Here is a 26,058-nt window from a genome sequence, read left to right as displayed (position 1 = left end):
GGTGGGCCGAGACCCGTTGGGAGAACACACCCCCCATGCCGTCAGACAACCAGCGTCTCGCCCTCCTGCCCGTCGGCCGTACGGGACGGCGCGACCGCCCCTCCCTGCTGCTCACCGGCGGTTCCGGAGTGCTCGGACGTGCCCTGATCGACGAGCTGTCACCCGACTTCGACCTGCTGTGCCTGCGCCGCAACACACCGTTGCGCGATCCGCGGGTGCGCGAGCTCCAGGGCGACCTGGTCGCTCCCCGGCTCGGCCTGAGCCCACTGGCCTGGCACGAACTGGCCCTCGAGGTGGACGTGGTGCTGCACTGCGCCGCCGAGACCAACTGGCGTACTCCGCCCCAGGACATCACACGCACCAACCTGCGCGGTACGGACACCGTGCTCGACCTGGCGGCCCGGGCCGACGCCCCGCTGTACCTGGTGAGTACCGCGTTCGTGGCCAACACCCCCACCGAGGAGGACCGCCGGCGCTTCCCGGGTGCCGCCGCCTACCTCGACTCCAAGGCCAGGGCCGAACAGATGACCCGCGAGTCGGGCGTGCCCGGCGCCATCGTCCGGCCCTCGGTCGTCATGGGCGACTCCGTCAGCGGGCGGATCGGCGGTCAGCAGGGGCTGACCAGGGCGATCGGCTCGATGCTCCTGGGGCGGGCCCCGGTGCTGCCCGGAGCCCCCGAGGCCCGGATCGACATGGTGCCCCAGGACTATGTCTCGCGGGCCATCGGCGACCTGGTCCGGGGCGGTGTGGCCGACGGCGAGTACTGGCTGACGGCCGGCAAGGAGGCCATCGAACTGCGGGAGTTCGCCGACGTCTGCGCGGACGTCGCCGTACGCCACGGCCTCCCCCGGCCGCAGCGGCCCCGGCTCATCCCCGTCGAGGCCGTGCACCGGCTGCTGCTGCCCATGCTGGAGGGCACCTCGCTGCCCGCGTCCCTGCGGCGGCGGCTGGAGTACTACGCGGAACTGCTGCTGGTGTTCCAGCGGGAGCTGCCGTTCGACACCTCCCTCGGCGAACCCGATTGCGGCACCCGCCCGACCCGGACCGACATCAGGGCCGCGCTGGTACGCAACGCGGAGAGCTGGGCGGGGGACAGGGCCGGCCCGCTCACCCGGAACCGGACCGCCGCGGCCGCTTGGATGGAGGTGGCGTCATGACCGTGTCGCCCCCGTCCACCGGTACCACCGGGCCGTCCTCCGGGGCTGCCGGACCCCGCTCCGAGACCCCCACGCCGTCCTCCGGGGCCTTTGCCCCGGCTTCCGAGTCCTCCACCCCGCGCGCCGGGGCCGCCGCGCCGACCGACCGGCCCGACATCGTGGACCTCTACCAGAAGCACATCGGCTCCGGCCGTGCCGTGATGGGCCGCGTCATGGGCGGCATGGCCGAGATCCGCTCCGAGGGGGCCTGGATCCACGCCGACGACGGCCGCCGCTTCCTGGACTTCGGCGGCTACGGCGTCTTCATCATGGGCCACCGCCACCCGGCCGTCGTCGAAGCGGTGCACCGGCAGATCGACACCCACCCGCTGGCCAGCCGCGTCTTCCTCGAACCCGTCGCCGCCCTGGCCGCCCAGGCCCTGGCCGCCCACACCCCGCCCGGCCTCGACTACGTCCACTTCGTCAACTCCGGCGCCGAGGCCACCGAAGCGGCCCTGAAACTGGCCCGCGCCCACGGACTCACCTCGGTGATCACCACCCGCAGCGGCTTCCACGGCAAGACCCTGGGCGCACTGAGCGTCACCGCCAACGCCACCTACCAGACGCCCTTCCAGCCCCTGCTCCCGGACGTCACCCAGGTGGCCTACGACGACCCGGCCGACCTCGAACAGGCGCTGGCCGCCCGCCGCGACCGGGCCTGCGTCATCGTCGAACCCGTCCAGGGCGAGGGCGGCGTACGCATCCCCCGCCACGGCTACCTCAGCCAGGTGCGGGCGCTGTGCGAGGAGCACGGCGCCCTGCTGGTCGTCGACGAGATCCAGACCGGCATGGGACGGCTGGGCACCTGGTGGGGCGTCGACGCCGAGGACGTGCGTCCGGACGTGCTGCTCGTCGGCAAGGGACTCAGCGGCGGTGTCGTACCGGTCGCCGCGATGGTCGCCACCGCTCAGGCCTACGCCCCCTTCAGCCGCGACCCCTACCTGCACACCTCCACCTTCGGCGCCTCGCCGATCGCCTGCGCCGCCGCCCTCGCCACCGTACGGGCGATGGAGGAGGAGGACACCGTGGCCCGGGCCGCCGCGCTCGGCCCGCGCATCCTCACCGCCGTACAGGCCGTGTGCGCGCCGTACGAGGGCGGACTGGTCCGCGAAGTGCGCGGCAGGGGGCTGCTGATCGGTATCGAGTTCGCCGAAGAACAGGCGGTCGGCGAACTCCTGCTGGAACTGATCTCCCGCGGTGTGCTCGTCAACAACTCCCTCAACTCCACCCGGGTGCTGCGGCTGACCCCGCCCGCCGTGGTCGAGGACTCCGCGCTCGACCTGTTCCTCACCACCCTCGGCGCGGCCCTGCGCAGCACGGCCGACCGCATGACCGGCTGACACCGGCCCCTGCCGCCGGCGCCAGCCACCAGCTTTGGACACCAGCGTCCGAAAACCCTCCGGGAAGGAACCGAACGACCCATGCGCCACGTGGTCCTGCACGCCCTCGCCGACGGACTGGCACCCGCCGACGTCTTCGCCCGCATCAGCGACTTCCGCCGTTATCCCGAGTACAGCGACACCTTCCGCGAGGTGCACGTCGAGCCTCCGCTGCCCGACGGCTCCACGGTCTCGCACTGGACCGTCGAGTTCCGGGGCGGTCTGATGCGGTGGCGGGAACGCGACACCCACTCGCCCGAGACGTACTCCATCGCCTTCGAACAGCTCAGCGGCGACTTCCAGGCCTTCGAGGGGAGCTGGCGCTGCGAAGCGAGGGACGGCGGCACGCTCGTCGTCTACACCGCGGCCTTCGACCTCGGCATCCCTTCCATGGCCGAGATCCTCGACCCGGTGGCCGAGTCGACCCTGCGGACCAACATCGCCCGCGTGCTGCGCGGCCTTGCGGGCGCGGAGGTGATCGATGAGCGCGCGGCTGCGGCTGGTGACTGACCGGGCGGCCGTCGCGGGCGCCCCGCCCCCGGCCGCCGAGCCGCCGCAGGAGGAGCCGCTGCACGAGGAACCGGGGCCGGGCGCCGCCCGCTGCCTCGGCCTGTACGCCAAGCTGGCCGCCGGGGTGACCGTCGTGACCGCCCGCGGCGCGGACGGCCCGCTCGGCATGACGGTGTCCGCCGTCACCTCGCTCTCCGCCCGCCCGCCGCTGCTCCTCGCCTGTCTGCGCGACGGCTCGCGCACCCTCGCCGCCGTCCGCGCCCGCCGGGCCTTCGCCGTGCACCTGCTGCGCGAGGAACAGCGGGGGCTCGCGGGCCGGTTCGCGTCCCCGGCGACGACCGCGGCCGAGCGGTTCGCCGGGACGGACACCCGGCAGGTGCTGGGCGTCCCCGTGCTGGCCGACGCGCTCGCCTGGTCGGTGTGCCTGACCGAGGACGTACGCCGCTACGGCGACCACCACCTCGTCGTCGGCCGGATCGCCGCCGTGCACGTGGGCGGCGGACGCCCGCTGCTGTGGCACGACCGCCGGTTCGGTGCGCTGACCGAGCCGGTGCCGGACACCGCCGGATGACCGGGCCACCGGCCGGGACGCCGTACTGGGACCCCGCGGAACTGCCGACGCAGCCCCAGCTGCACGGCGTGGTCACCGCCGACGTGGCCGTCGTCGGGGCCGGCCTGGCCGGGCTGTCCTGCGCCTACCACCTGGCGGAACGCGCCCCCGGGCTCGACATCGCGGTGGTGGACGCCGAGCACCCGGCCGCCGGCGCCAGCGGCCGGGGCACCGGTCTGCTGGGCCCCCGGGCCGGCCCCGCGATCGACCGCGCGGTGCGCCGCTTCGGCCCGCAGACGGCGCGCAGGATGCACCGGGCCAGTGAGCGGGCGGTGCGGGACGTCCTCGCCCTGTGCGCCCGGCTCGACGTGCCCTGCGGGCTGCGGCCCGGCGAGCAACTGGTGGCCACGCGGTCGTCCGCGGGCCTGGTGGCACTCGCCCGCCAGGCCCGCGCCTGCCGCGAACTCGGCCTGGACGTCCCCGTCCTCACCCCGGCCGGCATCCGCGACCGGGTCGACGTGCCCTACCGGGCGGCACTCCTGCACCGCCCCGCCGCCACCCTCGACCCGGCCGCCCTGACCTGCGCCCTCGCCCGTGCCTGCGCCGACAAGGGCGTGCGGTTCTACGGCCGCAGCCCGCTGCTGGCCCTCCGCCCCGGCGATCTGGTCGGCCCCGAGCTGGTCCTCCCGCACGGCAGGCTCTACGCCGGTCAGGCGGTGCTGGCCGTCAACTCGGCCGCGCAGGCACTGGACCTGCCGGTCGGCACGGTCCTGCCGCTCGAGGTGTACGCCGTCGCCACCGAACCGCTGAGCGCCCCGGCCTACGAGGCCCTGGGCGGGCGCGCCGGACACTCCGTCGTCGACGCCGTCCCGTTGGCGCCGTACTTCCGGCTGCTCCCGGACCAGGGCCTGGTGGCGGGCGGCGGTACCGCCACGGTCCCGGCGGGGGTCGGCGCCTCCCGTCTCCAGGCCGTCAGGGAGCGTGCCTGGGCCCGGCTGGAGAGGTGGCTGCGGTCCCTGCACCCGGACCTCGCCCGGGTACGGGTCACCCACCGCTGGTCCGGCCGCATCGGCATGACGGGCGACGACCTGCCGGTGGTGGGGCCGGTGCCGGGCTTCGACGACGTCTGGTACATCGGCGGCTGCTGCGGGCACGGACTCGCCCTGTCCGTGGCGCACGGCGCGCACGTGGCCGCGGCCCTGCTGGGCGAGCCGGAACCCGGCGAACCGCTCCCGTGGCACCGCTCCCGGGCCCCGCGCCTGCCCGCACGCGGACCCGCGCGCCCCCTGCTGCGGGCGTACGTGGACGCCATGGGGCGAATCGCCCGGCACACATGCTGACAGCGGACGCTGCCGGCACCCGTACTCCGGCTGCGCAGACCCCAGCCTCGCAACCCCGCAGACCCGCAGAACCCGACCAGGAGGTTCCACCGTGCGACCCGACTTCGGTACGGACGGCCGCCTGCCGCCGGCCCTGTCCATGGGAACCGTAGATGCCGCCTTCCACCTGGCGACGGGCGGCAGTCCCGTTCCCCTCGCGTTCACGTTCGGGTTCGAAGGCCGTGCCCCCACCCTGGACTCCGTGCGCGCTCGGGTCGCCGAACGCGTCCACCGCGTCCCGACGCTGCGCTACCGCATCGCACGGGACCGCCGGAAGTTCCGGCGGGTGGACCGGATCGCGGTGGACCGGCACGTGCACGAGGCGTGGCTGCCCGAGGACACCGACGGGTCGGCGACCAGCCGCCTGATGCTGTCCCGGCCGATGAGCACGGACGACCTGCCGCCCTGGGACGTGTGGCTGGTCCACGGCCCGGCGGACCGCCACACCCTGGTCTACCGGACCGACCACACCTTCCAGGACGGCATGGGCGCCGCCTACACCGCCCGCGCCCTCCTCGGAGACCACCCCGAGGGCGGACCGGCCCCACAGCATCCCGCCCGGCCCACCGCACACGGCCTCGCGGACGCCCTGGGCGAGGTGGTGGCCGCCTTCCGCGCGCCCACCCCGAAACCCGCGTTCGACGGAGAGTCCACGGGCCGCGTCGACGTCTGCCACGCCGACACCCCGCTGGCCCGGCTGCGCGCCGTCGCCCGCGCCCACGGCGGCACGGTCACGGACGTCTACCTCGCGGCCCTGTCCCACGCCGTCCGCACCTGGTACCTGAAGGACACCGGCTCGGCCCATCCGCCACTGCCCGTGTCGATCCCGATGTCGGTCCGGGCCCCGGGGGAGGAGTACGCCCCGGGCAACCGCATGGTCACCGCCCGGCTCCTGCTGCCCTGCGACGAGGAGTCACCCCGGCGGGCCCTCGCCCGGGTCGTCGCCCGCACGGGCCGGCTGCGGGAGAGCCGGCGGCGCGACGCCATGCGCCTGCTGCTGTCCGCCGCCCCGCGGACGCTCGGCGCCACCGTCGGCACCCGCCTGGTGCGCGGGGCGTTCGTGGCCGGCCCGGTGAGCAGCGTGAACTTCGGCACGGCCCTGGTCCACCAGGGGGTCGCGGCCCGTCGTGCGGCCGTCTTCGCCGGCGTCGCGTCGGGCATCCGGTGTGTGACGACGCTGACGAGCCACCAGGACACCGCGTGCCTGACCGTCGTGCACGACGAGGCCCTGGCGACCGCGGACGAACTCCCCGACCTGTGGCTCGCGGCGCTGCTGGAGCTGGAGCGGCCGTAGCCACGGCACCACGCGCGGGGCCCCGGACGGTGCGTCCGGGGCCCCGCGCGTGGTGCCGTGTCAGGGAGTGCCGCGCAGCGTTCCGGTGATGAGGAAGACGCTGTCCGCGGCGGCCGTGCCGATCAAGGGCAGATACGGGGAGAGGCGCTCGACCGCGTACGGCAGCGTGAACAGGTCGGCGACCCCCGCGTCCCAGCCGTGCTCCGCCCACCAGCGCTCCGGCTCGGCGAGCTGCCAGTTCCAGGCCAGTCCGATCGTCGACAGGGCCTCCATGAAGGGCGCGACGAGCGGGGAGGACATGGTCGCGGAGTTCACGCACTCGGCGCCGAACATGCTGCCGGGCGCGGAGAGTTCGGTCATCGCGGCGACGACGGCCTCGACCTCCGGGGGCCGGAGGAAGTACAGGGGTGCCTCGCAGAGCCATGCGGTGGGCCTGCCGGGATCGAATCCCGCCGCGCTCAGTTCCTCCCGCCAGGGTGCCGTGCCGTCGGCTTCCACGCCGGTGCGGCGTCCGCAGGAGAGCCGGCTCAAGTCCAGTACCCGTTCCTTGACGGCCAGTACGGCCGCGTCCTCCACCTCGAAGACGTGCACCCCGGTCGGCCAGTCGAGCCGGAAGGCACGGGTGTCCAGGCCGGCGCCGAGCAGCACCACCTGGCGGCAGCCCGAACGGGCCGCGGCGCGAAGGTAGTCGTCGAAGAAGCGGGTGCGTACCACCTGATAGTCGGGCAGCAGGCGCTGCATCGGTCCGTCACCGGGCGGGCCCCCGTCGAACCCGGCCGCGTGCAGGAAGTCGGCGGCCCACGGGTCGCGGACGAGCGGCGCGGGCCGGAGGTTCTCCGCCGCGTGGGCGGCGGCCGTCCAGAGCGCCGCGCGGGAGATGCCGTGCGGGGCTGCGGCGGCCGGCGCGAACGGTGACTGCGGACGGGTGGATTCCGGCATGGGATCTCCTTGAGATGGGGCGGGGTGGCGGTGCGGGTCCGGATCATCCGGAGCGGCGACGGCCCAGCAGGAAGGCCGCGGCACCCAGCGCGAGCAGGCTTCCGGAGGGGCGGGTGGGCCGCTGGCCGCCCATCGCGGCGGGGGTGCGCGGCTCGTGGATGTTCAGTGCGAACTGACGGTTGGCCACGTCGGAGAGGACGCCCCGGACCTGTTCGGGACTGGTGACGGCGGCCAGCAGCAGCTCCATGGTGTTCCGGGCGAACTGGTTGCGGCCGAGGAACTCGCGGCCCAGTGCGAAAAGGATTTTCGGCACCTCCGCCTGGAACACCTCGGGCAGCGTGATCTCGGGAGCCAGGCACCGCACCGAACCGTCGAGGTTCGCGAAGGACTTGCCCAGCAGTGAGACGGCCGGCGGCGAACCGATCCCGCGCTTGGTCGCCTTGGCCAGCACGGTGGTGAGCGCGACGCCGAAGTTCATGTCCTCCAGTGAGAGATGGGAGACCCTGGGCACGAACGCGGCCATGTCGGCGGCGAACGCGGGCATGTTGGCCCACGGCGTGATCCGGCCCATCTCCGCCCAGTGCTGCGCCGTCCCGGCCCCATCGTTCTGCGCCAGGGTCATGAACAGCGGCAGCAGCTGAAGACTGGTCCTGCGGTCCAGGCGGCCGACCATGCCCCAGTCGATCAGCGTCGCGGGTCCGCCGGGAGCGGCGAAGACGTTGCCGGCGTGCGGGTCGGCGTGGAAGAAGCGATGGACGAAGTACCCGTGGTACATGAACCGCAGCAGGTCCTTGCCGATCTCCACGCGCTCGTCGTCCGTGAAGTGCGCGCGGTCGACGTGCCGCACCGACTTCCCCTCGGCCAGCGACTGGACGAGGACCCGAGGGCTGGCGTGCAGCACCCGGGGCACCTCCAGCGAACGGAACGACCGGACCTGCTCGCGGGCCTCGTCCATGTTGCGGGCCTCGCCGGTGAAGTCCAGCTCCGGCTCCATGGCGTCGAAGACCGAGCCGAGCATCGCCTCGACGTCGATGACCTCGTTGAACCGGGGAGCGACGCGGGCCACGATCTTCGACGCCCGGCGCATCAGGGCCATGTCCGCGAGTACGCCCTCGCGGATGCCGGGCCGCTGGATCTTCACCACGGCCGCGCGCCCGCCGGGCAGCGTCACGCGGTAGACCTGGGCAAGGGACGCCGCCCCCAGCGGGGCGACGGTCTCGATGTCGTCGAAGCGCAGCTTCCAGTTCGGCCCGAGGTCCCGGGCCAGTACCGGCTCGAACTCCGAGAACGGCTGGACGTCGACCTCGTCGTGCAGGTTCTGCAGTTCGTCCCGGATGGACTGGGGGACCATGTCGGGCCGGGTGGAGAGGACCTGGCCGAGTTTCACGTAGAAGGGGCCGAGGCTCTCCAGGGCGTGCCGTACCGCCTTGGCGCGGCGCTGCTCCGCCCCGGCGGTGGCCTCCGCCGCGGACCCGGCGGAGACATCGGTGTCCTCCGCCGGGGACCGCGTGTCCCGCTTCGTCCGCCTCCGCAGCCGGGTCGCCCGTCCCACCTCGTCGGCCACGAGGCTGCCCAGGACCCTGACCACGAGACGCAGCCGATCGCCGACGACAGACGTCATCGTGTGTGATTCTCCTCAGCTCGGGACCCGGGTACGGAACGGCGGTCGGCGTGCGTCACGGAGACGGCCGGACGGGACGGTGGCACGGCCGGTCAGCCCGAGGTCGAGGACTGTCCGCCCTGGGACGGCTTTCCGCCCTGCCCCTGCTGACCGGTCAGGCCTTGCAGGGCCCCCAGCCCCTGCTGACCCGCCTGGGCCGGCAGGTTGGTCAGGTTCTGCAGGCCCTGGACCGCCTCCAGGAGCTTGGGGAGCACCTGGGTGAGCTGGGCGAGCTGGGACGGGAGGGCCATCAGGTCGCCCGCCCCGCTCGCCGCGTGTCCGAGGCCGCCGGCCAGCTGACCGAGGCCGCCGAGCGCACCGGCCGCGCCGCCGACCGCGGCGAGCGGATTGGCCGCCCCGCCGAGCGCGGCCAGGGGGTTGCCGGCCCCGCCCAGCGCGGCCGCGAGCTGGCTGCCGCCGCCCGCGGCACCGGTGAGCGCGGCCAGGGGGTTCTGCGCCGATCCCGCGATGTTCCCCAGCGGGTTCGCGGCCCCCGAGGCGAGGCCGGCGAGCGGGTTGCCGGCCGCGCCGATCCCGCCGAGGGCTGCCAGCGGGTTGGCGACACCGGCGAGCGCGGTCGCCGGGTTGACGGCCCCGGCCAGTGCGGCGAGGGCGTTCGGGGGCAGCCCGGCCAGCGTGTTGACGGCGTTGCCGGAGTTGCGCGACGAACCTGAGTCGTCGTCTCGGTTCAGGAGGTCATCGAAGGCCTCCTTCCAGCTGTCGGTCATATCACCGACCAAATCCTTGACGATGTCTTGGATGTTCTTGCTCTTGCCCATGAGTGTGGTCCCTTTCCGTTTCTCTGCGATGGGAGATGCATGGGTTCCGGGTGTTGTCGGGCCAGCCTTCCAAGGCTTTCGCGCAGACGTTCTTCAATCGTGCGCGGCCCCTGGTGAAGGCGGCTTCTGCCGCCTTCACGGAAATGTTGTGCAGGCGGGCGAATTCCGCAGTGGAAATACCCTTGGCGCGGGCGAGTATGACCTCCTGCTCACGCCCCCGCAGGTGTTGTACCTGGCCGAGCAGCCATCTGCCGAAGTCCTCGTCGCAGACGTCTTCCTCGGTCGTGCCGGGGGTGTCCGTGAGCGCTGCACGCTGGAGGAGTCTGCTGCGACGCTCCTGGTCACGGTAGAAGTCGATGCAGAGGCGAAGCGCCACTGACGTCAGAAAGGCACCGAGTCGATTCCTGTCCAACGCGGCGTGGGCGGCTGCGCGGGCCATGGTTTCCTGAACGCAGTCCTCGGCGTCCTGAAAACTCGGTAGTCTTCGCCGAACCAGCCGCATGAGGCGGTCCTGATGCTGGAAGATTTCTTCCCAGGAGCATTCAGCGGGCGATTGGCAGGTGGAATGTCGCACCATCGTGGATTGCAGCCCGTTGTCTCTCGGATTGAGCAGGGAGAACCGCGGCCGACTTTCCATTTGTCGGCCATGTGGTTTTCCTACCCGAGGCCCTGGAGCGGCAAACCGGAATATGTTCCTCCGTCAGTCGGCAGGAATGTTTTTTCGCGCTCATTTCCGAGAAGCGGGCCGCCGCGTCCAGTCGCGGTTCCAGTTGAGCCACATGTCCCGTACGGTCTGGTGGACTTGGGAGCCGCCGGCGCGCAGCTCGGTGGTGAACGCCTGGGCCGCTTCCCGGCCCACCAGCCGCGCCCCGCCGGTGAAGTAGGAGCCCCGGACGTGCCGCGGTGAGCGGTACTTGCCCCACAGCAGGATCTTCATCAGCGGCCAGAGGGTGAACACCCCGGCCGGGCAGCGGTCGTCGGGGTCCAGAGTCCCCCACACCGCCGGGACGAGGCCGCTCTCGCCCAGCACCTCGTAGATGCGCGCGATCGTCTGCTCCTTCGTCAACTCGCCCGCGCGATAGGCGAGTACGGCGTCCCGTGCCTGGTCGAACATCCGCTCCACCCAGGGATTGTCCATCCCCTGGAGACCTCGGTACGGCGGCAGCTCCAGCGTGTCGAAACAGGCCGGGTCGTGGGTCTTCTCGAACGTCACGGCGGCCTGGTTCTGGGCGTTCGTGCCGTACAGCGTGGTGATGGTCCACACCCGGTTCCAGGCGTTCCACAGGTCGAAGTCGTCGAACGCGATGTAGCTGCACGACACCAGGTCGTCGTAGAACCGGAACATGCGCTTGGTCCAGTGGTCCAGGTACGCGAACCGGGAGGTGTCGAAGTCGTCCTGGCGCACCGCGTCGATGAGCCGGTGACCGAGCGCGTTCAGCGCCATCACGGTGACGGCGAGGCCGCTGGAGAAGAGCGGGTCGATGAAGTCACTGGCGTGCGGCAGCAGGCACCACCGGTCGCCGACGACCTTCTGCGACGCGAACTGGGTGCGGTCGGTGGACACGTACGGCCGGACCGCCCGCGCCCGCTCGAACTGCCGGGCCACACTGGGGAACCGGCGCACATACCGCCAGAACTCCTCCTCCGCCGAGATGTCCTCCGGCCGGGGGTGCTGGTCGAGATCGAGGTTGAGGCCGACGCTGCACAACTGGCTCGTGCTGGTCGACTGGTTGTCGAACGGGATGACCCAGAACCAGCCGCCCGGGAACATGTGGTGGAGCGTTCCCTGACTGAACGGGCTGGGCATGCCGTGCTGTTCGCGCGAAGGCGCCACGGCGTCGAAGGGGCGCACGTCCACCATGTGCGTGAAGATCGTGCGCGACCGTGTGCGGTAGGGCGGTTCCTGCCGCAGCCCGAGGCGCTCGGGCAGAACCGCCCGCATGCCGCCGGCGTCGACCACGTACGAGGCCCGGAAGGTGCCCCGGTCCCGGGTGACGAGAGTCGCGCCGTCCTCCTCGAACTTCACGTCGTCGACCATGGTGTGGGTGTACGCGGTCACGCCGTAGGACACGGCGACGTGGAACATGTACGCGTCCACGTCCTGCCGGAAGTAGTGCGAGTCGGGACCGAGCGGGGGTCCCCAGGTGGGGTACTGGGTGCACTCGTCGGGCCGGGTGGGCTCACCCTCCCGGTGGTAGATGAAGCTGAAGTTCCGCTTGACCCCGCTGTTCGACGACACGTGGCGGCGCAGTGCCGCGTTGGTCGCCAGGTGCTCGAGCTCGGGGACGTCGTAGCGGCGGGCCAGGACCCGGAGGCCGAACGTGGTCTCGGGGACGGTGGACTCTCCGATGGCGAACCGGGGGTGGCCGCTGCCTTCGAGCAGCAGCACGCGCACACCGTGACGTGCGAGTACGGTCCCCAGCATCGTCCCGCCGATGCCGCCTCCGACGATGGCGACATCGAAAACACGCTGGTCTTCTTGCATGTCTGCGGTTCCTTTCGCGACGGGAAGGGCGAGTCGCCGGGCCCAGGTCACCGGTGGGTGACCGGGGAGCCCGGCAGCACCCGGCGCAGCCCGCAGGCCACCACCCGGGCGGAGAAGGACACGGCGAACCAGGGGGTGGGCGCCACTCCTGCCAATAGGCGGCGTTCACCGGGCACTTTCCGCTCGCCGCGCCCGGTGACGTCCAGCCACACGCCGAAGTGCAGCAGTCGCGCCTCGGGCCCGGCGTCGCGCGCGGGGAACGGCCGCATGTGCTCGCGCACCGCACGCGTGAGGGTCGTGCGCCGCCCCGTGCCCACCTGGTTCCGGACCAGGAAGTGGTCGAGCAGCTGGGCGGAGCGGCCCGGGAATCCACCGCGACCGAGCGGAGTGCGCCCTACCAGCCCGGCGTCGTGGAACGCCGCGGCGGCCAGCAGGCCGACCCGGTCGTAGGCGGTTCCGTGGGTCCGCGCACAGGCGTCGGCCAGCAGGAACGTCCGCAGGGAGTGCACGGCGACGTGGGGCGGCAGGAGCCGGCACATCTCCGTCAGCGCGGCGCCCACGAGAGGGTGCCCGAGCAGCTCCGCGAGGGCCGGGCGGCCGAGCAGAGGCTGCCATGCCTCGGGCAACGCCTTCGGCGGAACGGAGTGTGCATCCGCCCCGCCCCCACCGGGATCGGGGACCTCCGGCACCTCAGGCCCTGTGGCCACGGCTCAATCCCCCTTGTCTTGCGACCCATTGACTGTGTCCGTCTCATCTGTCTTTACGCTCGGGCCGCCCCCGCCCCCCGCCCCGCGTTTCACAACGCCTCGTCCGTGTAAGCACGTTGGCGTGCGGGGCCGTGTCCTGTTCGAATGAATGAGCCCTACTCACCCGTGGTGATGGTGCGGGTGCGGGTGACGGCCAGGAGAATGCGCCCTGCGCTCCCACTGGTGCAAGATTTCTGTAGTAAATCTCGTGAGGTGCGGGGAGTGTTCAGGGCAGGACCGAATCTCGCCTGTGCTGAAATGCGGTGTTGGTATGGCCAGTTTCCCGATCACCGACGATGTGCGACTTCCGGCGGAAATCGATGCGTCATCTCTGACGGATGTTCCCGAAGGACCGCCCGAGGGGATTCTGCTGACGGGAGCCACGGGATTCCTCGGCGGTTTCCTGCTCGCCGACCTGCTCGATGCCACCGACGCTCGAATCCATTGCCTGGTGAGAGCGGAGTCGGCCGCTCAGGCCCGGGAACGGATCGCCGGTCAGTTGCGCGCCCGGGATGTGCCGGAGCACCACATGTCCCGGATCGACGTCGTGCCCGGCAGTCTGGCGAAGCCGCGGTTCGGCCTGACCGACGAGGAGTTCACGGGCCTCTCGCGCGCCATCGACGTCATTTACCACTGCGGTGCCTGGGTCAATCTTCTGGCGAGTTACCCGATCCTGCGCGGCTGCAATGTTTCCGGGACCCTGGAAATCCTGAGACTGGCGACCCGGACCCGCCGCATTCCCGTGCATTACATCTCGACGATGGGGGTGATCCCGGCGGCCCGGGAGGCCGGGGCCGGTGTCTCCGGTTACTGCGCCACCAAATGGGTCGCCGAGCAGTTGGTCGCGCAGGCCGCGGACCGCGGATCGCCCACGATGGTGCACCGGCCCGGTGTGATCCTGGCGGACTCGCGCACCGGCCTGGTGGGGAAGTCGGACTGGTTCGTCCACCTGACGACGGCGAGCATCCGCGCCGGCTGCGCCCCCGACCACCCCGGTCTCCTGCCGGTGGGCACGGTCGACTTCACCAGCCGCGCCATCGTCGACCTGTCCCTGAGCCGGCGTGCCCGGGGACAGGTGTTCCACGTGATCGATCCCGAACCGCTGCCCTTCCGGTCGTACTTCCAGGGCTTCGCGGACGCGGGTGTCGACCTTCCGCTCGTTCCGTTCGACACCTGGCTGGAGCGGCTTCGCGACCTGGGAGACGAGGTCCCCCGCAGCACCCTGCGGCTGGCCGGCGAGACCCTCCGGCAGATGATCCCGGCCCCGGGGCAGGACACCGCCGGCCCCACCGCGGCGTCCGCGCACCGCGCCCCGCCCGCGCTCGACTCCGACTACTTCCGCAGGATGCTCGCCTTCCTGAGCCGCGACGCCGTGCTGCCCGCCCGGTGACCCACGCGCGGTCCTCTCCTCCCCTTCCTCCCGTCACCCCTCCCCGCATCTCATCAGCTGGAGTTTGCGCATGTCCCCTTTCACCCTGGAAGACCTGGCGTCGATGGTGGCCGAGATCGCCGGCGCCGAAGCGGCCCGGGCGATCTCGGAGCAGTCGGCCGACGCACCCTTCACATCGTTGGGGTTCGACTCGATGGCCGTCATCGAGCTGGCCGAGCGGATCCAGGAGCGCTACGGCGTTCCCATCCCGGACGAGGCGGTGCACGACCTGCGCACCGTCCGGCGGACCCTCGACTACGTGAACGGCCGGGCAGCCGTCGCCGCGTCGGACGGAGCCCGCTGATGGCCCGGGGCACGGGACGGCTGACCGGCATCGGCACCTACCGCCCCGGTGGCCTGCTCACCAGCGCCGAACTCGACACCAGGTTCGGCCATGAGGAGGGCTGGATCGAGCAGATCACCGGCATCCGGACCAGGCTGAAGGCCGACCCCGACGACACCTTCGTCGAGATGGCCGCGCAGGCGGCGGACAAGGCCCTGGCGCACGCGGGAGTGCTCGCCGAGGACCTGGACTGTGTCCTGTTCTCCTCCGCCAGCAGCGTCGGCCAGGCATCGTGCCGGGCGGCCAGTCTCACCCACCGCATCGGAGCCGGCCGGGCCGGCGGGTTCGACGTCAACGGCGGGTGCGCCGGGTTCAGTTACGGGCTGACCCTGGCCTCCGGACTCATCGCCGCACAGCAGGCGCGTCAGATCCTGGTCGTCGCCGCCGAGCGGCTGAGCGACATCACCGACCCCGACGACTGCGCGACCGTCATGGTCTTCGGCGATGCCGCCGGGGCCGCGGTGGTCAGCGCCGCGGAGCACGCCGGGATCGGACCGGCGGTGTGGGGAACCCACGGCCCCGGTGAGCCCTGGATGACCAGCGCCCCGCCCAAACCCGGTGCCGCCCGCCCGTACATGCACATGGACGGCACCCGAGTCGTCCGCTGGTTCGGTTCACACATGCCGCAAGTGGCCCGGGACGCACTCGACGCGGCCGGGCTCACCTGGGACGACATCGCCGCCTTCGTGCCGCACCAGTGCAACGGGCGGCTGATCGACGCGATGGTGCGCCGGCTGCGCCCGCCCGCGCACGTGGCGATCGCCCGCAGCATCGTCACCGACGGCAACACCAGTTCGGCGTCCATCCCGCTGGCTCTGGAGTCGCTGCTCGCCTCGGCCACCGTACGACCCGGCGACAAGGCGCTGCTGCTGGGCTTCGGCGCCGGGCTGACCTGGTGCGCCCAGGTGGTCGAACTTCCGTAAGGAGCACCTCATGAACGTCACGTCCGCGTCCCCCGCGGTCGACCTCGGGCCCGCCGGCGAACCGGAAGCCGGTGGCGTGGCCCGTCCCCTGTCCCGTCTGTCCGACGCCGATCTCGGCACCCTGCTGATGATCCGCCACTTCGAACTGGCCGTGCTGGAGCTGTTCTCCCAGGGCCGGCTGCACGGCACCACGCACACCTGCCTCGGCCAGGAGTACATCCCCGTCGCGCTCTACCCGCTGCTGGACGACGGCGACTACGTCTTCAGCAACCACCGCGGGCACGGCCACTACCTGGCCCGCTTCCACGACCCGCACGGTCTGCTCGCGGAGATCATGGGGCGGGCCGGTGCCGTCTGCCACGGCGTGGGCGGCAGCCAGCACATCTACCGCGACCGCTACCTGTCGACCGGCGTACAGGGCCAGAGCCTGCCCGTCGCCGTGGGAGTCGGCCTGCATCTGAAGCGGGCCGAGCCGGGCCGGATCGCGGTGGTCCACATCGGCGACGGCACCTGGGGCGAGGGCGCCGTGTACGAGGCGCTCAACATGGCGCAGCTGTGGCAGGTCCCGGTGCTCGTCGTGGTGGAGCACAACGGGATCGCCCAGTCGACACCGACCGAGCGGCAGATGTCCGGCACCGTCGCGGCCCGGGCGGCGGCCTTCGGCGTCGGCCACCTGCGGATCGACTCCGTGGACGTGACCGACGTACGCGCCGCCCTCGCCCCCGTGGTCGAACAGGTCCGCGACCGGCACCGGCCGTACGTGGTCGAGTGCGTCACCCACCGCGTGGGCCCGCACAGCAAGGGGGACGACACCCGCGCGGCCGAGGTCCGTGAGCGAGCGGCCCGGCACGACTGGTATCGCCGCTACCGAGAGGACCATCCCGCACAGTTCGCCGCCGCCGACCAGGCACAGGCACAGGCCGTCGCCGCCGTCGTACGAGAGGTCGGCGCCCGTGCGGCGTCCCGATGGGAGGCCCGATGACCAGGCGCCAGCGCGTGGCCGAGAACCTCAACAGCGCACTGCACCACCTGCTCGGCGCCCACCCCGGCACGTATCTGATCGGCGAGGACGTCGCCGACCCCTACGGCGGGGCGTTCAAGGTGACACGGGGGCTCTCCGACCGCTTCCCGGACCAGGTGCTCTCCTCGCCGCTGAGCGAAGGCGGCATCGCCGGCGTGGGCGCGGGCCTGGCCCTGGCCGGCAACCGGTCCGTGGTCGAGATGATGTTCTCGGACTTCGCCGCGCTGGCCTTCGACCCGCTGCTGAACTTCGCCGCCAAGTCCGTGTCGATGTACGGCCGCAGGGTCCCGATGAGCATGGTCGTCCGCTGCCCCACCGGCGGCAACCGGGGATACGGCCCGACGCACAGCCAGAGCCTGCAGAAGCACTTCCTCGGCATTCCCTCGCTGCACCTGCGGGAAGTCTCCCCGTTCCACGACAACCAGCGCGTACTGACCGCGATGCTCGACCGCGAGGAGCCCGGTGTGCTCTTCGAGGACAAGGTGCTCTACACCCGCGCCATGTACCGGGCGGGGGTGGTGGACGACCTCTTCCGCTACGAGGTGCTGGCCGATCCCAGCGAGACCGCCCGGGTCTTCGCGCCGGACTGCGGGCCCCCCGACTGGATCGTCCTGGCCCCGGGCGGGCTCACCGAACGGGCCGTCACCGCCCTGCGCACCCTGCTCCTCGAAGAGGAGATCACGTGCGAACTGCTGGTGCCCTCCCAGCTCTACCCCTTCGACACCAAGGCGCTGCTCCCGGTGCTGTCGCGTGCCGACCGCATCTGTGTCATGGAGGACTCCACGGCCGACGGGACCTGGGGCGAGCTGCTCGCCCAGCAGATCCACGAGCAGCTGTGGAGCCGGCTGGCCCGCCCCGTACTGCCGCTGAGCGCCGAGCCGAGCATCGTACCGACCGCGGCGCACCTGGAGCACGACGTGCTGCTCCAGCCGTCCACCATCCACCGCGCGATCACGGAGGCGATGAAGTGATCGGCATCGAGCTGCCCACGCTCAACACGAACGACTCCAGCTACACCCTGGTCGAGTGGCTCGTCCCCGACGGCAGCAGCATCGAGGGCGAGGAACCGCTGGCGGTCGTGGAGACCTCCAAGGCCAGTGAGGAGATCGAGAGCACCGGCCCCGGAATCCTGCACGTCCTCGTCGGCGGCGGCCAGGACTGCACGCCCGGGCAGACCATCGCCTACCTCTTCGAGTCGGCCGACGAGCGCGACTCCTACCGGGCGTCGGCCGCCACCCCGGCGGCGCCATCCGCGCCCCCCGGCGCGGAACTGAGCATCACCAACGCGGCCCGTGCGCTCGCCGACCGCCACGGCGTGTCCGAGGCCGAGCTGCGCGGTCTCGGGCGCACGGTGATCCGTACGGCCGATGTCGAGGCCCTGGTGCGGCGGCCCGTGTCGGCGCCCGCCTCCCGGGAGCGCCCACTGTCCAAGCGGCAGCGGACGGTGGGGGCGGTGGTGACCGAGTCGATGCGGACCGTTCCGGCCGCGGCCGCCTACGCCAAGGCCGACGTCGGACAGGCGGAGGAACTGGCCCGGCAACTGTCCGAGCGCACCGGCAGTTTCGTCTCCCTGCCCGTCCTGCTGATCAAGGCGGTGGCGCGCCGGCACGCGGCACATCCCCTGATGTTCGCCGCGCTCACCGACGACGGCGCGGTGCGCGAGAGCGAACGGGCCCATGTGGGCGTCACCATGGACGCGGGCCGAGGTCTGTACACCCCGGTGGTGCACGACGCCGCCGAGCTGAGCTGCGACCGGATCGCCGACCTGCTGACCGGCTTCAGGAGCAAGGCGTTCCGGGGCACGTTCCAGGCCGCCGAACTCGCCGGGGCCAACATCATGGTCGCCCCGCACACCACCGAGGGCATGGTCCTGGCCACCCCCATCGTCTTCCCCGGCCAGACCTGCGTGATCTCCATCGGCGCCGTCGACGACCAGGTGCTCCTGGACGCGCAGGGCACTGCTCGCACCCACCGGTTCGTCCACCTCGGCCTGGTCTACGACCACCGGGTGGTCAACGGCAGGGACGCGATGGCCCTGCTCAAGGACGTCAAGGAGGAGCTGGAGGCACCGGCCGCGCTCGGCTGACCGCCGACCCGCCCCCACGGAACCCCACCACCCGGAACCCCACCACCCCCGGGGTACCGCCCCTCGGACCGGAAAGGACACCCCTGACATGACCACCGACACCACCCCCCACAGCCGCGCCTACGACCTGCTCGCCTCGGTTCTCAGCGACAAGTTCGAAGTGCCCCCCGAGGTCATCGTCCCCACCGCGACCTTCGAGCAGCTGGACCTCGACTCGCTGGCCGTGGTGGAGCTCTTCGTCGTACTCACCGAGGAACTCGGCATCGAAGTACAGGACGGCGAGGCCGACCCGGACCTCACCCTGGCCGGCGTGGCCGACCTCATCGCCGAGGCCGTCAAGTCGTGACCGGCGCCCGCCCCGACGTCGCCGTCACCGGGATCGGCCTGGTCACTCCGGCCGGCACCGGCCGCGAGGCCACCTGGGACGGCGTGTGCGCGGGCCGCCCCACCGCCCGGCACGTCCCCGAACTCAAGGATCTCCCGGTCGACTTCGCCTGCCTCGTACCGGACTTCTCCCCGCGCGCTCACGTCCCCGGCTCACGCCCCTGGCAGTACGACCGCTTCACCCAGTTCGCCCTCTACGCCGCCCTGGAGGCGGTCTCCGACGCCGGCCTGGACCCGGCCGACTGGGACGCGGACCGCGTCGCGGTGGTCTTCGGCAGCTCGGCCGGCGGCACCGGCACCATGCTGGAACAGCACCGCAAACTGCTCGAACTGGGCACGGCACGCGTCTCACCGCTGCTGCTGCCGATGTTCCTGCCCAACATGGCCACCGGACAGCTCACCATTCACCTGCGGGCCCGGGGCCCGGCGCTGTGTACGGTCACCGCCTGCGCCTCCGGCGCCACCGCCATCGGCACCGCCCTGCAACTCCTGCGCTCCGGGGCCTGCGACATCGCCGTCGCGGGGGCCTCCGACGCGGTCGTACAGCCCTTCTGGGTCACCGGCTTCGACCGGATGGGCGCGCTGTCCCGGCGCGGCGACGACCCGCGGGCCGCCTCCCGGCCCTTCGACACCGACCGGGACGGCTTCGTCATGGCGGAGGGCGGTGCGGCCCTGGTCCTGGAGCCGGCGAGTGCGGCCAGGGCCCGCGGACGCCCCGGCTACGCCCTGCTGGCGGGCTACGGAGCCTCGTCCGACGCCCACCACCCCGTGGCGCCCGACCCCGAGGGCAAGGGCGCCGCCCTCGCCGTGCGGCGGGCCCTCGACGACGCCGGCGCCCGCCCCGCGGACGTGCAGCACATCAACGCGCACGGCACCGGCACGCCGCTCAACGACGCCGCCGAGGCCCGGCTGATCCGTCGCCTCTTCCCGCACCAGCCCTCCGTGACCTCGGTCAAGGGCACCCTCGGCCACCTGCTCGGCGCGGCCGGGGCGGTCGAAGCGGCGATCACCGCCCTGTCCGTGGCCCACGGCCGGGTGCCTCCCGTGGCCAACCTCGAAAAACAGGAAGCAGACGCCGAGATCAACGCCGTCACCGGGACCAGCCGGGCGCAGCCCGTCGACCTCGCCCTGAGCCATTCCTTCGGCTTCGGCGGCCACAACGCCGTACTCGCCTTCAGAAGCTGCCCCACCGAACCGGCCCGGGAGCCCGCCGCTCCTTCAGCGTGAGCGTCTCCGGGACGATCGGGACAGCTCGCAGAAGGCTCGGAGGCCGGTACGGATCTCGCCGGGCGTGCGCGATCTCAAACGAATGGGAGAACACCATGAGCTTCCTCAACCCCCGTATCCCCGGTGCCAACTCGGACAACGTCGTCACCGACCTCACCGAGTCGCCGCACCGCGTGGGCGCGGTCGTCCAGGCCGGTGGGGCGCAGGTCATCGCCACCGTCGACGTCCCGGCGGGAGAGGACGACTGGAACACGCCGCCGAGCGAGGAACATCCGCGCCCGGTGGTGCTCGTGCACGGCACCTTCGGCAACCGCGGCTACACGTGGAACACCGCGACGCCCCTGCTGCGGCAGCACGGCCACCGGGTCTTCCGGCTCGACTACGGCCAGCACGGCAACCCCGTGATCTTCGGCCTCGGCGACATCAAGCACTCGGCCCGCCAGCTCGCCGACTTCGTCGACGAGGTGCTGCGCCGCACCGGCGCCCAGCAGGTCGACCTGGTCGGCTTCTCGCAGGGCGGGATGATGCCGCGCTACTACCTCAACGCGCTGGGCGGCGGGCCCAAGGTGCACAACTTCGTCGGCATCTCGCCCAGCAACCACGGGGTCACCGCCCAGGGGCTGATGAACCTCGCCCGGCAGATCCCCGGCGCGGTGGAACTGCTGGAACAGGGCGCGGTCGGGGAGGTCGTGCCGGCCTGGCCGCAGCTTCAGCACGACCACCCCTTCCAGCGGGAGCTGGCCGATCTGGGCGAGACGACGGCGGGCGTCCGCCACACCGTCATCGCCACCCAGTACGACGACGTGGTGACTCCGTACACGTCGTGCGCCCTCGCGAGGACCGAGGGCCACTACGTCAACAACATCGTCCTCCAGGACATCGACCCGGACGACCACACCCCGCACGTGAGCATGCCCTACAACGCGACCGTGCTGAAGGAGGTCCTCGCGGCACTCGCCTCCTGAGCGCGGCTGCCGTCCAGGACGACCCGGGCCACCAGCGCCGGGTCGTCGTTCATGGGGACGTGGCCGCAGCCGGGCAGCCGGACCAGCCGGGCGCGCGGGATGGTGCGCTTGGCGCGCACGCCCTGCCGGGGCACGAGCAGCCGGTCCCGGCTGCCCCACGCCACGGTGACGGGGATGCCGGGCACGTCGTCGGTGAACAGCACGCTCCGGCCGGCCCGCAGGGTCTCGGCGAACCCCTCGGCGCGGGCGAGCGCCAGCGTCTCGGCGACCACGGCATCGGGGGAGCGCCGGCCGGGACGGGCGTAGATCGTGCTGGTCAGCGCGGTCCGTCCGACGGCCGTGCGGGACAGCCGCTCGACCAGCGGGAGCGGCAGGCTCCGCGCGGTGCGGCGCATGCCCGTCAGGACGCCGAAGGCGTAGTGCCGCTCGGCCCGCGACCAGAAGCCGGCCGGGGACAGGGCCGTCACCGACCGCACCAGGTTCTCCCGGCCCAGCTGCAGGGCCAGCAGGCCGCCCAGCGAGTTGCCCGCCACGTGGGGGCGGTCGAGGCCCAGCGCCGCGCAGAAGGCGCCGAGCACCGCGCTCGTCGTGGGCAGGTCGTGCGGCAGCCCGGACGGCAGCGCGGGCGACTCCCCGAACCCCGGCAGGTCCACGGCTATCACGTCGCGTTCGGTGGCGAGGATGTCGACCACCGGGTCCCAGGCCTGCCGGTGGTGGCCGATGCCGTGCAGCAGCACCAGCGGCTCGCCGGTGCCCACGCGCGCGTAGGCGAGGGTGAGGTCCCGCGGGCCGTGCGCGGTGGGGACCGTGAAGGAGAGCGTCGCGGACATGGGGCTCCTTGTCGGGAACAAGTGTTCCGGGAACGGGTGCACGATGACGTCGGGTAGACAGCTTGTCAGCAATGGCTACCGACGGGTAGCCCCGGTGCCCGCTCCGACCGATTCCGTCTGGACACCGCCGGACGCGTCCGCTGGGATGGAGGGGTGACCACCGACACCGCGACCGACGTCTTCGAAGAGCACCGGCCCGTCCTCCTGGGCGTCGCCTACCGCATGCTGGGCCGCCTGGCCGACGCGGAGGACGTGGTCCAGGAGGCGTGGCTGCGCTGGTCCGGCGCCGACCGCTCCGCCGTGCGCGAGCCGAGGGGCTACCTGGTGCGCGTCACCACCCGTCTCGCCATCGACCGGCTGCGCCAGATCAGGTCGCGCGGCGAGACGTACGTCGGCCCGTGGCTGCCCGAGCCCTACGCGACCGACTTCGGGGACGCGGTGCCGGACACCGCGGAGCGGGCCGTCCTCGCCGACTCCGTGTCCCTCGCGGTCCTCGTCGTCCTGGAGTCGCTGTCGCCGCTGGAGCGGGCGGTCTTCGTCCTGAGGGAGGCGTTCGGCTTCCCGTACGCGGAGATCGCCGCCATGCTGGAGCGCGGCGAGGCCGCGGTGCGCCAGCTCGCGGGACGCGCCCGCAAGCACGTCGACGAGCGGCGGCCCCGCTACGACGTCGATCCGGCGCAGCGCCGCGACCTCACCGAACGCTTCCTCGCCGCCGCGGCCGACGGCGACCTGGCCGGCCTGCTGGCCACGCTCGCGCCGGACGTCCGGCTGGTGGGGGACAGCGGCGGCCGGTCCAAGGCGCCGCTGCGCGTGCTGGAGAGCTCCGACAAGGTGGGTCGCTTCCTGCTCGCCGTCGCGCAGCAGGGCATCCCCGACGCCACCTTCCACTTCCTGGAACTCAACGGCGGCCCCGCCCTGCTGGTCCGCTCCGGCGGGAAGCCCGACTCCGTGGTCCAAGTGGACGTCGCGGACGGCCGCATCCAGGCCGTGTACGTCATCCGCAACCCGGACAAACTGGTCTCCCTGGCCGACCTCCCCTAGCCCGGCTGCGAGGCGGCTCACGGCCCCGGCACCCGTCTCCCGACGGGCACCGGGGCCGTTCTGTCCGCGGGATTGGTCTTGACCAAGGAGGTGGGGCGTTTTATGGTCGCAGAGAACTGCAACAACCTTTAATAAACAAGGGCGTCAAAACGCCGCCGGACCACGGCGATTGCGGAGGACAGGGTGGGGACCACGCAGTTGGAACCGGTGCCGGAGCCGAAGTACTGGCACCTCAGGACCGTGCTGAGCGAGGCCCTGGACTCGGAGTTCGAGGTGGGCGAGGTGCTGCCCAACGAACGGGACCTCGCCGCCCGCTTCGGCGTCGCCCGCGCGACCCTCCGCCAGGCCCTGGAGCAGCTCGAACTGGAGGGCAGGCTCCAGCGCCGCCGCGGCGTCGGTACGACCGTGGCCCCGCCCCGCGTCGGCGTCGCCGTCGGCACCCGGGAGCACACCTGGCCCGGATCGGCCGACGACGCCTGGCAACCGGCCGACTGCCACCTCGCGGCACCTCCCGCCGCCGTCGCCGACGCGCTGGAGACGGACCGCGACGAACCCGTCCACACCGTCCGCCGCTCCCGCGTGAGCCACGGGCAGCCCGTCGCCGCGGAACTGCTGTACATCCCGCCGTCCTCGGTGCCCGACCTCACCGCCATCGACGCGCCCTCCGGCCCCGCACGCGCACGTGCCGTGCTGCGCGAACTGCAACGCGGGAACCTGGAGCGGCAGGAGAGCGCCGTCGAGCTGGGCTCGGCCGGCGCGGACGACGCCAAGGAACTGGACCGCCTCCCGGGCGCCCCCGTCCTCGTGGTCACCACCCGCTACCTCGCCGAGGGCCGCACCGCCGCCCTCTCCGTCGCCACCTACCGCGCCGACACCTGCCGGCTGACCTTCGGCGACTTCGGCGACGTGGAGATCCACCACGGCCCGCAGACCCAGGCATCCTGACCCAGGCCGCCTGACCGGCCCGGTCAGCGGCGGGCCGTCGCGCCCTCGACCGCGAACAGCTGCTCCTCCACGTGGTCGAGGGCGAGCCGCAGCGCACCCGTCGCCACGGCGGCCTCGCCGAGCAGCGACAGGGCCACCCGCGGCGGACGCAGGCAGTAGCGGGCCAGCTCCCGGCGCAACGGCTCCAGCACACCATCGAGCCCGGCCGCCCAGCCGCCGATGACGACCATCTCGGGATCGAGCGCCAGCGCCAGGGCCGCCACGTCGTGCACCAGCCGCTGGATGAAGCGCTCCACGGCCGCGCGGGCCCGCTCGTCGCCGTCCCGGGCCTCGGCGAAGACCTTGGCGACCGCCTGCTCGTCCAACGGGTGCAACGGCTGGTCCGTGGTGGACAGCAGCGTCTCCGGCGTCACGTCCCGGCCCAGCAGATGCAGCGCGCCGATCTCCCCGGCCGCCCCGCCGTACCCCCGGTGCAGCCGGCCGCCGATCAGCGCCCCCGCCCCGGGACTGAGCCCGGCCAGCACGAACACGATGTCGTCGCACTCGGTGGCGGTCCCCTTCCAGTGCTCGGCCACCGCCGCCGCGTTCGCGTCGTTCTCCACCAGCACCGGGCACTTGAAGGACCGGCTCAGCCGCTCACCGAGGCCGAGACCCGTCCACCCGGGCAGCGCCGTGCCCAGCCGGACCGTGCCGTCCGCCTCGACGATGCCGGGCGTGGCCGCGCCGACCGCCCGCAGCGAGCCGCGCGCCACACCGGCCCGGCGCAGCAGCTCGGCGACGGTGGTGCGCAACCGCTCCAGCCGCTCGTCGGCCGGCGCGTTCTCGTCCACGTCCTTGGCCTGGGCACCGATCACCCGGCCGTCCAGGTCGGACAGGAGCGCGGCGACGCGATGCGGACCGATCTCCAGGCCCAGCAGGTGTCCCGCCTCCGCCCGGAACCGGAACCGCCGCGCGGGCCGCCCCTGCCGCCGGGCCGTGCCCTCGTCGGCGGCCGCCTCGACCACCAGACCGGCCTCGATCAGCCCCTCGACGACGCCCTCGACGGTCGGCCGGGACAGCCCCGTCACCCGGGTGATCTCGGTCAGCGTCGCGGAGTCCGTCGCACGCAACGCGTGCAGCACCACGGCGGAATTGATCCTCCGCAACAGCGACGGGTCCCCGCCGGTCAGGCCTGTCAAGGTCCGTCCTCCCAGCTCGTGCGCGTGTGGGCCGGATGGTACTCGGCCCGCCGGACCCCGGCGAGCGCCGGTCTCCGTCTCCCGGGCCCGCGGGGCGTCCTCACCCGGGTGCCACGAACCCCGACTCGTACGCCGTGATCACCGCCTGGGTGCGGTCCCGCGCCCCCAGCTTCGCCAGTACGGCGCTCACGTGCGACTTCACCGTCTCCGTGCCCACCACCAGCCGCGCGGCGATCTCCGCGTTCGACAACCCCCGCGCCATCAGCCGCAGCACCTCCCCCTCCCGCTCGGTCAGCCGCGCGCGCTCCAACTCGGCGCGGGCCGCGCGGTTCCCGCCGCCGTCGCCGTACTCGGCGGCCAGCTGCCGCACCGAGGCGGGGAACAGCAGGGACTCGCCCTCGGCGATCAGCCGTACCGCGTGCACGATCTCGGCCGGGCGGGCGCGCTTGAGCAGGAACCCGTCCGCGCCCGCGCGCAGCGCCTCGTACACGTACTCGTCGTTCTCGAAGGTCGTCACCACCAGGATCTTCGGCGGGTCGGCCACCGTCCGCAGCAGCGCGCGCGTCGCCTCGATGCCGTCCAGCAACGGCATCCGGACGTCCATGGCGACCACGTCCGGCCGCGTCTGCCGCACCAGCGGGATGACCGCCGCCCCGTCGGCCGCCTCACCGACCACCTCGATGTCCGGCTGTGCCTCCAGCACCGCCCGCAGCCCGGCGCGCACCAGCGGTTCGTCGTCGACGAGGAGCACGGTGACAGGCATCCGCCC

Annotated in this window: 26 protein-coding genes; 17 read left to right on the top strand and 9 right to left on the bottom strand. The window is 72.6% G+C overall.

Annotated features, from left to right (window positions below; translation table 11 throughout):
- Nucleotides 1-35: 35 nt before the first annotated feature.
- The 6 genes from ACIRGB_RS20805 (at nucleotide 36) to ACIRGB_RS20780 (ending at nucleotide 6,308) form a co-directional block, all read left to right on the top strand.
- Nucleotides 36-1,157: an SDR family oxidoreductase gene (locus ACIRGB_RS20805; protein WP_403866901.1), complete on the top strand. Its 1,122-nt coding sequence runs from the start codon at nucleotides 36-38 to the stop codon at nucleotides 1,155-1,157.
- On the top strand, nucleotides 1,154-2,536 hold the full coding sequence (locus ACIRGB_RS20800; protein ID WP_403866899.1) for an aspartate aminotransferase family protein: 1,383 nt from the start codon (nucleotides 1,154-1,156) through the stop codon (nucleotides 2,534-2,536). Before ACIRGB_RS20805 ends, ACIRGB_RS20800 begins: the two co-directional genes overlap by 4 nt.
- Before the next feature lie 81 nt (nucleotides 2,537-2,617).
- Complete coding sequence (locus tag ACIRGB_RS20795; RefSeq protein ID WP_403866896.1) at nucleotides 2,618-3,085, top strand: aromatase/cyclase; 468 nt, start codon at nucleotides 2,618-2,620, stop codon at nucleotides 3,083-3,085.
- Nucleotides 3,057-3,656: a flavin reductase family protein gene (locus ACIRGB_RS20790; protein WP_403866893.1), complete on the top strand. Its 600-nt coding sequence runs from the start codon at nucleotides 3,057-3,059 to the stop codon at nucleotides 3,654-3,656. Before ACIRGB_RS20795 ends, ACIRGB_RS20790 begins: the two co-directional genes overlap by 29 nt.
- Entirely contained in the window at nucleotides 3,653-4,975 is a 1,323-nt protein-coding gene (locus tag ACIRGB_RS20785; RefSeq protein WP_403866891.1) for an NAD(P)/FAD-dependent oxidoreductase, read from the top strand. The genes ACIRGB_RS20790 and ACIRGB_RS20785 overlap by 4 nt, the downstream gene beginning before the upstream one ends.
- A 91-nt stretch (nucleotides 4,976-5,066) precedes the next feature.
- Nucleotides 5,067-6,308, top strand: coding sequence for a wax ester/triacylglycerol synthase domain-containing protein (locus ACIRGB_RS20780; protein ID WP_403866888.1), 1,242 nt, complete (start codon nucleotides 5,067-5,069; stop codon nucleotides 6,306-6,308).
- Nucleotides 6,309-6,368: 60 nt separating this feature from the next.
- On the opposite strand, the gene ACIRGB_RS20775 is transcribed toward ACIRGB_RS20780, so the two are convergent.
- The 6 genes from ACIRGB_RS20775 to ACIRGB_RS20750 all read right to left on the bottom strand — a co-directional run bounded on the left by ACIRGB_RS20775 (nucleotide 6,369) and on the right by ACIRGB_RS20750 (nucleotide 12,878).
- Nucleotides 6,369-7,247 (bottom strand): SAM-dependent methyltransferase, encoded by an 879-nt coding sequence (locus ACIRGB_RS20775; RefSeq protein ID WP_403866885.1) that lies wholly within the window; start codon nucleotides 7,245-7,247, stop codon nucleotides 6,369-6,371.
- A 43-nt stretch (nucleotides 7,248-7,290) separates the two neighbouring features.
- Nucleotides 7,291-8,868, bottom strand: coding sequence for an ABC1 kinase family protein (locus ACIRGB_RS20770; RefSeq protein WP_403866882.1), 1,578 nt, complete (start codon nucleotides 8,866-8,868; stop codon nucleotides 7,291-7,293).
- A 92-nt stretch (nucleotides 8,869-8,960) separates the two neighbouring features.
- Nucleotides 8,961-9,635, bottom strand: a complete 675-nt coding sequence (locus ACIRGB_RS20765) for a hypothetical protein (RefSeq protein WP_403866879.1) — start codon at nucleotides 9,633-9,635, stop codon at nucleotides 8,961-8,963.
- Nucleotide 9,636: 1 nt separating this feature from the next.
- Nucleotides 9,637-10,323, bottom strand: coding sequence for an RNA polymerase sigma factor (locus ACIRGB_RS20760; RefSeq protein WP_403866876.1), 687 nt, complete (start codon nucleotides 10,321-10,323; stop codon nucleotides 9,637-9,639).
- Between the two features lie 90 nt (nucleotides 10,324-10,413).
- Nucleotides 10,414-12,171, bottom strand: coding sequence for an NAD(P)/FAD-dependent oxidoreductase (locus tag ACIRGB_RS20755; RefSeq protein ID WP_403866873.1), 1,758 nt, complete (start codon nucleotides 12,169-12,171; stop codon nucleotides 10,414-10,416).
- 47 nt (nucleotides 12,172-12,218) lie between these two features.
- On the bottom strand, nucleotides 12,219-12,878 hold the full coding sequence (locus tag ACIRGB_RS20750; protein WP_403866870.1) for an HD domain-containing protein: 660 nt from the start codon (nucleotides 12,876-12,878) through the stop codon (nucleotides 12,219-12,221).
- 310 nt (nucleotides 12,879-13,188) lie between these two features.
- Between ACIRGB_RS20750 and ACIRGB_RS20745 the strand changes: the two genes are divergently transcribed.
- From ACIRGB_RS20745 to ACIRGB_RS20705, 9 genes are all read left to right on the top strand, one after another.
- On the top strand, nucleotides 13,189-14,307 hold the full coding sequence (locus ACIRGB_RS20745; protein ID WP_403866867.1) for a thioester reductase domain-containing protein: 1,119 nt from the start codon (nucleotides 13,189-13,191) through the stop codon (nucleotides 14,305-14,307).
- Nucleotides 14,308-14,377: 70 nt separating this feature from the next.
- Nucleotides 14,378-14,650 (top strand): acyl carrier protein, encoded by a 273-nt coding sequence (locus tag ACIRGB_RS20740; protein ID WP_403866864.1) that lies wholly within the window; start codon nucleotides 14,378-14,380, stop codon nucleotides 14,648-14,650.
- Complete coding sequence (locus ACIRGB_RS20735) at nucleotides 14,650-15,612, top strand: ketoacyl-ACP synthase III (RefSeq protein WP_403866861.1); 963 nt, start codon at nucleotides 14,650-14,652, stop codon at nucleotides 15,610-15,612. Before ACIRGB_RS20740 ends, ACIRGB_RS20735 begins: the two co-directional genes overlap by 1 nt.
- A gap of 10 nt (nucleotides 15,613-15,622) precedes the next feature.
- Nucleotides 15,623-16,594: a thiamine pyrophosphate-dependent dehydrogenase E1 component subunit alpha gene (locus ACIRGB_RS20730; protein WP_403866858.1), complete on the top strand. Its 972-nt coding sequence runs from the start codon at nucleotides 15,623-15,625 to the stop codon at nucleotides 16,592-16,594.
- Complete coding sequence (locus ACIRGB_RS20725; protein WP_403866855.1) at nucleotides 16,591-17,604, top strand: alpha-ketoacid dehydrogenase subunit beta; 1,014 nt, start codon at nucleotides 16,591-16,593, stop codon at nucleotides 17,602-17,604. Before ACIRGB_RS20730 ends, ACIRGB_RS20725 begins: the two co-directional genes overlap by 4 nt.
- The gene (locus ACIRGB_RS20720; RefSeq protein ID WP_403866852.1) at nucleotides 17,601-18,719 is read left to right on the top strand and encodes a 2-oxo acid dehydrogenase subunit E2; all 1,119 of its coding nucleotides are present in this window, start codon (nucleotides 17,601-17,603) and stop codon (nucleotides 18,717-18,719) included. Before ACIRGB_RS20725 ends, ACIRGB_RS20720 begins: the two co-directional genes overlap by 4 nt.
- An 88-nt stretch (nucleotides 18,720-18,807) precedes the next feature.
- The gene (locus ACIRGB_RS20715; RefSeq protein WP_403866849.1) at nucleotides 18,808-19,065 is read left to right on the top strand and encodes an acyl carrier protein; all 258 of its coding nucleotides are present in this window, start codon (nucleotides 18,808-18,810) and stop codon (nucleotides 19,063-19,065) included.
- Nucleotides 19,062-20,330 (top strand): beta-ketoacyl-[acyl-carrier-protein] synthase family protein, encoded by a 1,269-nt coding sequence (locus ACIRGB_RS20710; protein ID WP_403866846.1) that lies wholly within the window; start codon nucleotides 19,062-19,064, stop codon nucleotides 20,328-20,330. Before ACIRGB_RS20715 ends, ACIRGB_RS20710 begins: the two co-directional genes overlap by 4 nt.
- A gap of 95 nt (nucleotides 20,331-20,425) precedes the next feature.
- The gene (locus tag ACIRGB_RS20705) at nucleotides 20,426-21,295 is read left to right on the top strand and encodes an esterase/lipase family protein (protein ID WP_403866844.1); all 870 of its coding nucleotides are present in this window, start codon (nucleotides 20,426-20,428) and stop codon (nucleotides 21,293-21,295) included.
- Here the strand turns inward: ACIRGB_RS20705 and ACIRGB_RS20700 are convergent.
- Nucleotides 21,247-22,125, bottom strand: a complete 879-nt coding sequence (locus tag ACIRGB_RS20700) for an alpha/beta fold hydrolase (protein WP_403866841.1) — start codon at nucleotides 22,123-22,125, stop codon at nucleotides 21,247-21,249. The genes ACIRGB_RS20705 and ACIRGB_RS20700 overlap by 49 nt on opposite strands.
- Before the next feature lie 153 nt (nucleotides 22,126-22,278).
- Here ACIRGB_RS20700 and ACIRGB_RS20695 point away from each other — a divergent pair, with 153 nt between their 5' ends.
- Nucleotides 22,279-23,166, top strand: coding sequence for an RNA polymerase sigma-70 factor (locus ACIRGB_RS20695; protein ID WP_403866838.1), 888 nt, complete (start codon nucleotides 22,279-22,281; stop codon nucleotides 23,164-23,166).
- Between the two features lie 183 nt (nucleotides 23,167-23,349).
- The gene (locus ACIRGB_RS20690; RefSeq protein ID WP_403866835.1) at nucleotides 23,350-24,111 is read left to right on the top strand and encodes a GntR family transcriptional regulator; all 762 of its coding nucleotides are present in this window, start codon (nucleotides 23,350-23,352) and stop codon (nucleotides 24,109-24,111) included.
- Nucleotides 24,112-24,134: 23 nt separating this feature from the next.
- Here the strand turns inward: ACIRGB_RS20690 and ACIRGB_RS20685 are convergent, their stop codons facing one another.
- A complete protein-coding gene (locus tag ACIRGB_RS20685) occupies nucleotides 24,135-25,289 on the bottom strand; it encodes an ROK family transcriptional regulator (protein ID WP_403866832.1) in 1,155 nt (384 codons plus the stop codon).
- Between the two features lie 100 nt (nucleotides 25,290-25,389).
- Nucleotides 25,390-26,052 carry a response regulator gene (locus ACIRGB_RS20680; protein WP_403866829.1) on the bottom strand — a complete coding sequence of 221 codons (663 nt, stop codon included), beginning with the start codon at nucleotides 26,050-26,052 and terminating at the stop codon, nucleotides 25,390-25,392.
- Nucleotides 26,053-26,058: the final 6 nt, after the last annotated feature.

It is taken from the genome of Streptomyces sp. NPDC102490, assembly GCF_044765285.1.
Taxonomy (GTDB): Bacteria; Actinomycetota; Actinomycetes; order Streptomycetales; family Streptomycetaceae; genus Streptomyces.
This window is presented reverse-complemented; position numbering and strand designations above follow the sequence as displayed.